This is a genomic window from Cupriavidus lacunae, assembly GCF_003353055.1.
Taxonomy (GTDB): Bacteria; Pseudomonadota; Gammaproteobacteria; order Burkholderiales; family Burkholderiaceae; genus Cupriavidus; species Cupriavidus lacunae.
Window position 1 is genome coordinate 17,597 of record NZ_QKWJ01000095.1, and the last position, 10,406, is coordinate 28,002.

At 63.4% G+C, this 10,406-nt stretch carries 9 protein-coding genes and 3 pseudogenes; 4 read left to right on the forward strand and 8 right to left on the reverse strand.

Translation table 11 applies throughout. The features are described from left to right. Positions 1–112: 112 nt before the first annotated feature. Complete coding sequence (locus DN412_RS36830; protein WP_244222971.1) at positions 113–730, reverse strand: response regulator transcription factor; 618 nt, start codon at positions 728–730, stop codon at positions 113–115. A 28-nt stretch (positions 731–758) separates the two neighbouring features. After that, positions 759–2,429, reverse strand: a complete 1,671-nt coding sequence (locus tag DN412_RS36835) for an MASE1 domain-containing protein (protein WP_115216049.1) — start codon at positions 2,427–2,429, stop codon at positions 759–761. A gap of 356 nt (positions 2,430–2,785) precedes the next feature. On the opposite strand from DN412_RS36835, the gene DN412_RS36840 reads away from it, so the two are divergent. Beyond that, entirely contained in the window at positions 2,786–3,121 is a 336-nt protein-coding gene (locus DN412_RS36840; RefSeq protein WP_425267478.1) for a hypothetical protein, read from the forward strand. 261 nt (positions 3,122–3,382) lie between these two features. Here the strand turns inward: DN412_RS36840 and DN412_RS36845 are convergent, their stop codons facing one another. After that, on the reverse strand, positions 3,383–3,688 hold the full coding sequence (locus DN412_RS36845; RefSeq protein ID WP_115216051.1) for a panthothenate synthetase: 306 nt from the start codon (positions 3,686–3,688) through the stop codon (positions 3,383–3,385). A gap of 293 nt (positions 3,689–3,981) precedes the next feature. Between DN412_RS36845 and DN412_RS36850 the strand changes: the two are divergent. Together DN412_RS36850 and DN412_RS36855 are read left to right on the forward strand one after the other, a co-directional pair. Next, a pseudogene (locus DN412_RS36850) lies at positions 3,982–4,761 on the forward strand (RNA-guided endonuclease InsQ/TnpB family protein); the annotation flags it as partial. Beyond that, positions 4,725–4,982 (forward strand): annotated as a pseudogene (locus DN412_RS36855) (aromatic amino acid DMT transporter YddG); the annotation flags it as partial. The pseudogenes DN412_RS36850 and DN412_RS36855, both read left to right, overlap by 37 nt. A 26-nt stretch (positions 4,983–5,008) precedes the next feature. Here DN412_RS36855 and DN412_RS36860 read toward each other — a convergent pair. The 5 genes and pseudogenes from DN412_RS36860 to DN412_RS36880 form a co-directional block, all read right to left on the reverse strand. After that, a pseudogene (locus DN412_RS36860) lies at positions 5,009–6,024 on the reverse strand (DUF1329 domain-containing protein). A gap of 31 nt (positions 6,025–6,055) precedes the next feature. Next, complete coding sequence (locus DN412_RS36865; protein ID WP_115216052.1) at positions 6,056–7,048, reverse strand: NADP-dependent oxidoreductase; 993 nt, start codon at positions 7,046–7,048, stop codon at positions 6,056–6,058. A 17-nt stretch (positions 7,049–7,065) separates the two neighbouring features. Continuing rightward, on the reverse strand, positions 7,066–7,941 hold the full coding sequence (locus DN412_RS36870; RefSeq protein WP_115216053.1) for an SDR family NAD(P)-dependent oxidoreductase: 876 nt from the start codon (positions 7,939–7,941) through the stop codon (positions 7,066–7,068). Further along, positions 7,938–8,597 carry a Dabb family protein gene (locus DN412_RS36875; protein WP_115216054.1) on the reverse strand — a complete coding sequence of 220 codons (660 nt, stop codon included), beginning with the start codon at positions 8,595–8,597 and terminating at the stop codon, positions 7,938–7,940. The genes DN412_RS36870 and DN412_RS36875 overlap by 4 nt, the downstream gene beginning before the upstream one ends. Continuing rightward, positions 8,587–8,931 carry a hypothetical protein gene (locus DN412_RS36880; protein ID WP_115216055.1) on the reverse strand — a complete coding sequence of 115 codons (345 nt, stop codon included), beginning with the start codon at positions 8,929–8,931 and terminating at the stop codon, positions 8,587–8,589. The genes DN412_RS36875 and DN412_RS36880 overlap by 11 nt, the downstream gene beginning before the upstream one ends. A gap of 266 nt (positions 8,932–9,197) precedes the next feature. Here DN412_RS36880 and DN412_RS36885 point away from each other — a divergent pair, with 266 nt between their 5' ends. Next, a complete protein-coding gene (locus DN412_RS36885) occupies positions 9,198–10,214 on the forward strand; it encodes a helix-turn-helix domain-containing protein (protein ID WP_244222972.1) in 1,017 nt (338 codons plus the stop codon). The last annotated feature ends 192 nt before the right edge of the window (positions 10,215–10,406 follow it).

Below are 10,406 nucleotides of genomic sequence, written 5' to 3' on the forward strand. Positions count from 1 at the left end.
ATATTTCAGCAGACCGGCAAATCGGGTGATCGAAATCGGTATGCTGATCCACATCAGGCCTGAAAACGAGCCGGTGCGGGAAAAGAGAAGGGAACTGCGGGCCGTAGTCGCCCTATTGACTTTCAATCCACTGAATGGCGAAGCGCATCAAGTCCTTGCCGTTGGCAATACCCAGCTTTTCCTTGATGTTGGCCTGATGCGCCTCGATCGTCTTGATGCTCCGATTCAGTTTTCCGGCAATCTCGCGGGTGCTGAAGCCTAGTCCGATCAGGTGCAGGACCTCGAACTCCCGTTCCGAAAGGCCCGCGATCGAGCCCGCCGGGTTTTTCCTGGGAACCGCCAGGGCCCTGGCGAGCTTCTCATGCATGGCGGCGCTCAGGTAGATATTGCCGGCCAGCACCTCGCGGATGGCGGTCACAATATGCTCGGTGGCCTCGAGTTTCATCAGGTACCCGTTTGCGCCCGCCCGCAGTGCGCGTTCGGCGAACAGCGCTTCATCATGCATGCTGAGCACGAGGATGGCCAACCCCGGATAGTGTTGCCGGAGCGTCTTGACAAGGTCCAGCCCGGAGGTCGAGTGCAGGCTGAGGTCCACAATGGCCATGCCCGGCCGGCAGGCCATCGCCACCAGGGCTTCGTCGGCATTGCCGGCCGCACAGCAGACATGCAAGTCTTCATGCAGGTTCAGCAACTGGCTCAATCCGTCCCGGATGATGGGGTGGTCATCCACGATCAGGATCTGCGTCGCGCGGCCCGGACTAGATCGCATCCCTTTCATCGCTCGGACTCTCTGGTATGGGATAGCTGATGGCAACCGTGGTGCCACCGAAGGCATTGCGGTTGACCGTGCAAGCGCCGCTCATCAGGCTGGCCCGGTGACGCAGGTTATGGAGTCCCAGTCCCGAAGCACGCTCCATTTGTTCCGCGTCGACGCCCACGCCGTCGTCACTGACGGAAAGCCTCTGCATTCCACCTTCGCGCTCGAGGCTGATCCAGATGTGGCGGCCGTGGCTATATTTCAGCGCGTTATTGACGGCCTCCTGTGCCGCACGGTAAAGGTTGATCTGCATCGGCGGATCCAGCAGGTCCACATTTGAGTCGATGCGCAGCGTGCAGTCGATGCCGTTCAGTGTGCCGGTAGTCTGTGCCAGCCCTTGCAGGGCCACCGCAAGGCCACCGGATTCCATGGCGACCGGGTCCAGGCCATGGGCGATCTTGCGAGTCATCAAGGACGCCTGCTTTACCAGTCTGGCGATAGTGGCCGCCTCCGCGGCGGCCGGGTGGTTATGCTTCTGCAGTTCCTGATTCAGGGTGGCACAGTAGAAGCCCAGGCTGGTGAGGTGCTGCCCGAGGCCGTCATGCAGTTCCCTGCCGATCAGTCTCTGCTGCTGATCACTGACGCGGATCAGCTCGGCTTCCAGCAAGCGGCGTCGGGCCATCTCCTGCTTAAGTTCATGGTTTGTCCGCTTCAGGTCCCAGGTTCGCGCTTGCACGCGCTGTTCCAGTTCGACGTGGGATGCCAGCAGGAGCTCATGGATGTGTTTCTCCTGGGCACGTGCAGCTACCAGTAGTAATCCGGTCACTGCCACGACGTTCGCGAAGGTGCACCATCTCACGAGGCTGTCCACGGGGGATTCGACGGCAAAGGGACCGGTGCCATTGGTGGTGCCCCAGATGGCCACGCCTGAAACCAGCAAGGTCGCCAGGTTGGTGCCCATGTGATCGAAGCGCAGAGCCGCCCAGATAACGAAGGGGAAAATCGCCAGGGCTGCCGGATAATAGGCGTGCCCGGCAAGTTCGGTGGCGCCGAAGATGAGATAACTGATCCAGAAGAGGGAAGCAGTCAGTCCGCACGCTTCCGTGGCCTGCCTGGCGGAGCGGACAGGACTCGGGTACGTGAGCAAGCCGAGCAGCGCCGGGGCCACCACGAGCACCCCCATCATGTCACCGAGCCACCATTCCAGAAGGGCGGCGCCGTACTCGGCGGCTGGCACCAGGCCCCCTGCCAGCAGGGCGGTGGCACCAATCAGCGCGCCCACTGCCGTGCTGGCCGTCGCAGCCAGGATGACGAACGCCAGCACGTCCCTGATGCGGTCCAGGGTGATCTGGAAGCGCGCTACCCGCGTCAGCAAGAATGTAGCCGTCAATGCTGCGGTCGTAGCGCCAAGGCCAATCATCGCAGCCACCGGCAGGGGTACGCCTGCCGACATATTGGCCAACATGGAGCCAATGGCAATGCCTGGTGCAACGGCGAAGCCCATGACGAGCAGCGCAACCAGGGCGATGCCGCTGGCAGGCCACACCAGGGACACGGCACTGCCTACCATCGCATACTTAAGCCCCAGCCTTGCACCTGCGTAATACGCCAACGCGACAAAGCCGATGTCAGCGAAGCGGGCGAGCCAAGTCTTGCGCAGAATGGTGACCATGGTTCGTTGGGCTGCTCCTGGCACATCAAGTCATATTGTCGTTAGCCGCAATAACATTACTCTTGCGCAGGCTAGCGTCCGATACACCTGTAGTGAATTACGCGTTTGCGGCGAATTCGCGCCAGGCCAAGTGTTGCGAAACCGTGGTGCCGTAACACTATCAATCTATGTCAGAACCCCCTTGTGCGGTAAGTGATGCCGGATGGAATCGATCAGCAACGAGCGATACCGTTTGGGTGCGGTGCCGCGTTCCGTATGAGCGCATGGCGGAGTCCGCACCGCCCGGCGAATAGGGCGATCCCCTAGCCTCTTTCTGGAACAAGGCCCTATTCATACGCTTGCCGTCGGGGCATACATTGCATTCGTATGAAGCGGCGCAAAAAAAGCCGGCGCGAAACGAATTCGCTTCGGTGCTCTTTCAATTATCTGAAATGGAGGTAAAAAAAATGTTTAAATCAGCTTTACTGCTCGCCGCGGCGCTTGGCGCCGGGGTGGCCTATGCCGGCATCGGACCGCGAGATGTGTACACCGATGGTGCCAGCGTGATGGGGCCCCGAGATCCCTATACAGATGGGGGAATGAGCATAAGGTTTGACGTCTATTCAGATGGCGCGAGAGTCACGGACAGGCGAGACGTATTCACCGATGGCGCGAGAATCAGCAACCGCGATGGACTGATTGAGGAAAAGTAAGGAAGGGCCGCACGGTCCGCAACAGAGAATGTCGCAGGTGTACAGCGTCAACAACCGCGAACCAGATACGTCCCCCGAGTAACAGCCTCGGGGGATTCTTTTTGGGCAGCGTGGCGGCGACCGAAGACAGTTCCTGCCGTCGTGCCTGCCAAGCGAAACGGCAACAGCGTTTGCTGCGTGCCGGTTTCGTTGGTTTCTGAACCAGTCTGTTGCAGGCCTGAAACAGAAAGGCGCCGACGCTGAGGCCGGATGCCGCGAACGCTATTGCCACTTCGATCCCAGTGCGCCTAGGCCAGCCTTCCTGAGGTCCTCTGGCGCCATCACCACGCGAAACTCGCAATCGGCATTGAGCATCAGAAACCAGGGTTCCGCGAAGGCAGGAATCTGCGATGGTTCAGCGAGGTCGACCACGAGAATTGCGCCACGTGTGCCGTTCTGTTCCGTAAAGTAGGCCGCCTCCGGTTTCATTTCGGCCAGGATCCTCTCAATCACGTCACCGATGGTGCCATTGCGCACCAACGTATTGAATGGCTCATGTGGTATCCGAATATTAAGAAGCATTCGCATGTTCATTCTCCTTGACTGAGCGCCGGGTCTCTTCCAGAGGCTCTGTGCGCAAGCGGTGCGGCAGGCCAACAGGAAATGGACCAAGACTTTCAACCTAGTCGATGGCCGCCGCGTACCCCAGGTATGTGTCGCAGTGCGCGTGCGGTAAGACACGTACCGCTGCATCCTGGGATCAGGTCGGAACTGCGATTCATCAGCCTTGCTCCGAGAAACCCTGCCCTTCAGGGCGGGGAGTGAAAGGAGTGCTGCCGGCAGCAAGCAATCCCAAATTAGAATGACCGGCATGCTTCTAGCAGAAGCACGCACTCAAGTGGGGCAAGAAATGGCCCACGGGTTTCGTTCTGAACGTGCTGACGACCGGCAGCAGCAGGGAGCTTGGCATCCATTCGGGTACCGTCAACGCGGTTTGCGAGCAGTACGCCAAGTCGCGTAGCCAGCACCGCCGGCCGTACCTGCGCTATCGCGGCCGCAGATCCCTCGGCTGGGTGCCGCTCAAGGGGCGAGATCTCAAGCGTTCTGGCGATGCGTTCCGCTTTGCCGGCAATACGTTTCGCGTTTTCAACTCCCGCCCCCTTCCCGAAGGCAAGATCAAGGACGGCACGAATTTCTCCCGCGACGCACGAGGCAACTGGTTCCTGAACATCGTGATTGAAGTTGCCGACACCCAGGCCCGCTCCCCGGCGCGCGGCGTCGGCATCGACCTGGGCTTGAAGGAACTTGCAACGCTCTCCACGGGCGAGAAGATCGAGAATCCGCGTCACCTTGGCCAACTCGAGCAAGCCCTTGCCAAGGCGCAGCGTGCGCGCAAGCGGCGGCAGGCCACGAACCTCCACGCGCGCATCGCCAATGCGCGGCGCGACTTCCTGCACAAGCTCTCGCATCGCATCGTGCGGGACTTCGACTATATCGCGGTGGGTAATGTGAACGCCGCCGGCCTCGCCAGGACCAGCATGGCGAAGTCCGTCCTCGATGCGGGCTGGTCGTCCTTCCGCACAATGCTCGCGTACAAGGCGATTGCGCATGGCGCGTGGTATGAGGAAATGCGGCCTGGAATGTTGGCATCCTGCATGGCAACGTCACCGTCCTTGCCGGCGCCTCCTACTTCATTCCGGTCCTTTCCGCTGCGCTGGCGGCCATGCTCCTGCGTACACCACTATCGATTGCCTTCTGGAAGGGCGCATCGATGGTTTGTGCGGGGTCGATCCTGTGCTGGATGGCAACACGAGGGCGACGTTCCAAGGCACCCTCGTTTCCAGCATTGCGGCGGTCGCAGGAATGTGTCCAGGAGCCGTGAGTTCCTGCGTCCGCGCGGCAGGATCGTCAGTGCCCCGACCCCCGGATCGAATCGGGCGAAAAATACGCTTCGCTGAACTGGGGACTGTTGTTCAGGCGTACCGGCTTCCCTTCATTGGTCAGCCGGTCCGCCAGATAGGAGCCGGCGGTGAGGTCATGATAGAACGCTACTGCCGGGTAGTAGCGCCGTGCATCGTAGGCGTAAAGCGACGCTTGCATATTGGTTCGCCACAACTGGCCGCGGGCATCGTAGTTGTCGGCAAGCACTGCCATCCAGGTGTCCTCGTCCAGGTACAGGACGCGCTTCGCATACTGATGCCGGAAGCCTTGCTTCAGCCTGGCTTCGAGCACCCAGACGCGGTGCAGTTCGTAGCGGATGAAGTCGGGTGCCGCATGGTTGGGGCCCAGCAGCTCGGCGTACTTGACGGCGGGATTCACCAGCTTGTAGTCGTGGTAGGGAATATAGATTTCGCGCTTGCCGACAATCTTCCAGTCGTAGCGTTCGCCGGAGCCATTGAACAGGCGATCGTCGTCCACGGTGCGGAAGCCGCCCGGCCCCAGCGGCTGGTCGAAACCGAACTCGGGTGCCTGCCGTACGCGGCGGGTGCCGGGATTGTATTGCCAGGTCCCGCCTTGTAGACGGCATCGCCATAGCGGAAGTCGCGATGGCTGGGATAGATCGCCATCTTGAAGGTTGCCGGGTAAAGCTTGAACATGGCGAGCTGTCCGTCGCTCAGGTGAGCACGGTACTGCTCCAGGTTCTGGGCCGTGATCGTTGCCAGCGGTTGTTCCGACGCGTAGGGATCGGGGTACGCATCGCCCGGCCGGAATGCCACGCCTGCGGGCGAGGCCTGCCACTTGCCGCTCCATGCGGGGATGCTGCCATCCTTGTTGGCGGACCGTTCGGCACCCATTGGCGTGAGCGGGCCGTCCAGGCGCCTGACTTCGTCAGGCGTCATCGCGGCCAGGGCGGGTGCGGTCATCTGTGAGGCGGCTAGCACCGCGCCGGCTATGGTGCGCAGCAGGAAGGCCTTGCTCTTCATTGTCTCTACTCCGATTTCGATGGTGTTATGGTCATGCGCCAGCATTGGCTGGCTCGGCGATACGCAGCACCAGCTTGCTTGCCGCCTTGCCCGACTGGACCAGGTCGAGCGCGCGTCCGGCCAGTTCCAGCGGCAGGCACTCGATGCGAGGCGGTCGCAGGCGTGCGTTGCCGAGCAGCGACGCGATCTCGCGCAGCCGCGCGCCGCTGGGCATCTTGCTGAACGCCACGGCGGTGCGGACGCCGCGCCGCGCGGCTTCGGCAGGATCCGGGCCGTTGTCGCCACTGACCAGCGTCAGGATGGCGACAAGGATGCTGCCGGGCCTGAGCAGGTCCATGCCGTTGGGCAGGGTGCCGCAGCCAACGGCGTCCAATACCAGGTCGACGCCGGCCGGCGCCCATGCCTGCACAGCGGCAGCGATATCGCCGCCCCGGTAGTCGATTGCCAGGTCGCAGCCGAGCGCCACCAACTCGTCGCGGCGTACCGCGCTGCAGGTGGCAGCGACGGTCGCACCGGCTGCCTTTGCCAGTTGCACGGCAAACGTGCCGACCGCGCCGGCACCGCCATGAACCAGCACCGTCTGGCCTGGCTTGAGTCCGCCTTCATCGAAGAGTCCCGTCCAGGCGGCCAGCGCCGGGGTCGGGACTGCCGCGGCTTCGGCAAATCCCAGGTTGTCGGGTATCGGCACCACGCAATCCTGGCTGACCGCAACGTACTCCGCATAGGACCCCCACTTGCCTGCGCCGACTCCGGTCTGCGCGAACACGCGCTGGCCCGGGACGAAGTTCTTGACGCCAGTCCCCACCGCCGCCACGACGCCGCTGGCATCGAAGCCGATCACGAATGGGAAGCTGTATTGCATGAAGTGGCTCAGGTAGCCTTCACGGCATTTCCAGTCCGCGGGATTCACGCCGGCACAGGCCACGCGGATCAGGACTTCGCCGGCAGCGGGTTCCGGCCTCGGGACGTCGCCAAGCCTGAGTACGTCAGATCCGCCGGTACGGTCGATCACGACAGCGCGCATGCTCTTCTCCATTGGGTTCACCTTGCGGACAGTTCGTGGTTCAAACCAGGATGTGCCCAGGACGGGATCACGGGCGGCGGCAGCATGCCTTGGCCGTCAAGCGTACGAACGTCCAGTCCGTGCGCCAGGGGGAAGTGCAGGCTATGGGCGATGTGGCCAGTGCGCAGGCGGGCCGGAACGCTGCAAAGCGCAAGCGCCGTTTCCACCAGGTACTCCACTGGCTCGGTCGGATAGCCGTCCGGGATATAGCGCTCGCTGCCTGGCGTGCGGATCGCCGTGCTGGGCGCCACGGAATTGACCGCGATATTGTCGGCCTCCAGTTCCGCTGCAAGGCCCTCGGTGAATCGGTTGATGGCGGCCTTGGCCGCGGCGTAAGCCGTGACCCCGCCAGCCCGGTCAAAGTCCTGATACGGGCGCGAGGGCGACAGGGCGGTGACGGAGCCCAGGTTCAGGATCCACCCAGCGCCGCGTGTGCGCATCAGCGGGATCGCTGCACGGCTGAGCACGAAGGGGATGCGCAGGTAGTGCTCGACCGTCTTGTCGAAGATCTCCAGCGGCATCGGTTCGACGCGGCTGTACTCCGCCATGCCAGCATTGTTGACCAGGATGTCGAGACCGCCCGCCGCCTTTGCCGCCTGCGCCACCAGGTTGTCGCGCTGCGCCGGGTCCTCCAGATCCGCCGCCAGCGCAATGGCACTGCCCCCTTGCCGCCTGATCAGGCTGACTGTCTCGGCCAGCGTGCCAGGTTCGTCATCGGACTGCCCTATGCTCCGCGCCGTGGCAACCACCAGCGCACCCTCCGCCGCGAAGCGCTGCGCGATGGCACGGCCGATGCCGCGGCTGGCGCCGGTCACCAGCGCAATCTTTCCTGTCAGTGTTCCGTGTGCGGTCATGGCGCGTATTCCTCTTTACGGTTCTGGTTGGCAATCAGGCTTGTCTTGAGCGGGCAGAAGGCATGAGAGATCGCATCGACTGTCCACTCGGGAAACTCGGGGTCGAACCATCGGTCGACGCGGCCCCAATGGAAGGGGTGCATCAGGTATTCGCCCAGCAGGTCGTCCGCGCTGGCGAACTCCTGCTGCCAGACATGGGTCCAGGTGCCGGGCGACAGGACGCGGGCCAGCCGCCAGTTGAGGATGCCGGGCATGTACTCGGGCATCCGCAGCAGGTCCTGCTCAAGGCCGCGGACCTGCCAGTCCGGCGCTTCAGGCCGGACCCGCAACATCAGCGTGCGCCAGATCCCGTGGCGCAACTGAGGAGCCCGCAGTCCGCCCGAGACCGGGCTATATGCGACGCTATCCACTTCTGCCATGCCGCTGAGCGCGGCAGCCAGGCCGGCGCCGGGAGCGGGTGACTCGGACCCGTCCGGCTCGAATTGCAGGTCGAGCGTGTAGTCGCCAGCCCCCCAGCTTCCCGCCAGGTTCCTGCCGATCGCCACGTGACGCAGACCTGGCAGCGTTTCAACCCGGGCAAGCAGGGCTTGCTCCTGGGTGCATGTCCCGGCGCAGATGCCGGCATGCAATCGGACCTGCGCTGTCTCAAGCCGCATCGCAATGCTCCTTGCGCTGGGTCAGCGCATGTGTCGCATCGGCCATCACATGGCGGCGGCGAGCATCACACAGCGTGTCGACTGTCGACCAGAAGGCGAGGGCCGGGGCATCGATGCTGGCGCGCATGCCGTAGTAGGCCGGCGCATCCGCCACTTGCCACAGCAGCCACAGCGTATTGGGTGCATCTTCCAGCGCCACGGGCGGCGAAACCCAGCGCTGCAGAAGCGCCAGGCCCCTGGCGGCGCTGCCGGGCAGGTACTGGCTTTCCAGCAGGCTCAGCGCAGTGGGCACGTGCCCGGGCGTGAGCACGATTTCATCGAGTATGTGGATCATGGTTGTGTCTCGCGCGAAGCAGGCAGGGCGCAGCAAGGCTGCGGGGCCGGCGCCGGGGGGGTGCGGGAGGGAAGCGCGGTCATGGGTGGTCCCGTGGGTTGTCCCGTATGGGCATGGCGTTGATGGCATGGCAACCTCCATGGCCCAGGCCTTGCGCAAGCTGTTGCGCGGGTGGAAGTGCCGGGATGATTATGGGAGGCCTGGCCGCACCGAATCCCTACCCGGACGATCAATAACCGCTACCGAAGCAGTCACGACGAGCGCCCATGAATGCCTACATACCGGGGAATCCCGTACCTGTGCCGGAGGGCATGGTGCAGCGCCTGCTGGAAGAACTGAAGCGGCAGGGCGTCGAGGTTCCGCCTGCCGCCGGCACATCCGGCGCATCCGGGCCTGCGCCGCCAGCCCAGTTCACCGCGCTCTATCGCGCCGCGATCGAGCGGCTGGAAGCCCTGGTCGCCAAAGGAAACGGCCACCCCCCGATGCGCAAGCAGGAAGTGGACTTGTTGTGCCGCTGTGTATTGAGCAGCCAGACGCTAAGGGAGGCAATTCACTGTGCTGCCGACTTCTGCGCGATGCTGTATCCGCGCGCTGGCGCGCTAAGCCTGGGGCAAAACGCAGGCCAGGCGGTGTTCCGCATGGATTCGCTGCGGCGTTCGAAAACCTCCGCGGCTTGCCTGGTGGACCTGACCGGGCTCTTCTTCTATATGCTCTTGTTCGGCTGGCTGGTCGGCCAGCCGCTACGCCCGGCCCATGTCTACCTGGCGCATCCCCGGCGCGAGGACGCCATGCCTTTCCTGGGCCTGTTCCATGCCGCCGTGACGTCCGGCGCCCAGACCTACGGATTCGAATTCGACGAGGCGTTGCTCGACCGGCCGATCGTGCGCCAGGCAGCGGAGCTCGATGCCTTCCTGGACGATTTTCCTTACCGGCTGATCGGTGCGCCGGTCGAGGTCGTATCACTGAGCCAGCAGGTGCACGGCATCCTGCATGCAGCGCTGGTCCATGGCGCGCGGCTGCCGACCCTGGCCGAGCTGGCCACACGCTTCGATGTGAGCGAGCCGACCCTGCGCCGCCGTCTCGCTGCCGATGGCAGCAGTTACCGGGTACTGCGCGAACACAGCCTGCAGGAGTACGCCGAACAATGCCTGTCCACGACCAACTGGTCGGTAGGAAGGATCGCGGAGCAGCTTGGCTTTGCCAGCGAGGAAGCGTTTCGCCGGGCGTTCCAGCGCTGGACCGGCCATGCGCCGACGCGGTTCAGGCGGGAAAGCCGGGGGTGAGGCCGCCTCCAAGCGTGAGCTGTCGCACCATGTAGCCGGTCGTGGCGACTTTGCACTGCCGATCCGCACCTAGTCCGAAGTTTGAATCAGTGACCAATCTAACCCATTGAAACGCCGGGAGATTTTCAAGCGGCAGAGGCTGGCTACTGGGAACAGGCGGGGTCAATGCCGAGCAGCGCAAAGGCTTTGCGC

Excerpts from the sequence above, each read along its gene's own strand:
- DN412_RS36870 (WP_115216053.1), bottom strand. The coding sequence starts at position 7,941 with ATGACCGCACACGGAACACTGACAGGAAAGATTGCGCTGGTGACCGGC.
- DN412_RS36880 (WP_115216055.1), bottom strand. The coding sequence starts at position 8,931 with ATGATCCACATACTCGATGAAATCGTGCTCACGCCCGGGCACGTGCCC.
- DN412_RS36835 (WP_115216049.1), bottom strand. The coding sequence starts at position 2,429 with ATGGTCACCATTCTGCGCAAGACTTGGCTCGCCCGCTTCGCTGACATC.
- DN412_RS36865 (WP_115216052.1), bottom strand. The coding sequence starts at position 7,048 with ATGCGCGCTGTCGTGATCGACCGTACCGGCGGATCTGACGTACTCAGG.
- DN412_RS36845 (WP_115216051.1), bottom strand. The coding sequence starts at position 3,688 with ATGCGAATGCTTCTTAATATTCGGATACCACATGAGCCATTCAATACG.
- DN412_RS36885 (WP_244222972.1), top strand. The coding sequence starts at position 9,198 with ATGAATGCCTACATACCGGGGAATCCCGTACCTGTGCCGGAGGGCATG.
- DN412_RS36875 (WP_115216054.1), bottom strand. The coding sequence starts at position 8,597 with ATGCGGCTTGAGACAGCGCAGGTCCGATTGCATGCCGGCATCTGCGCC.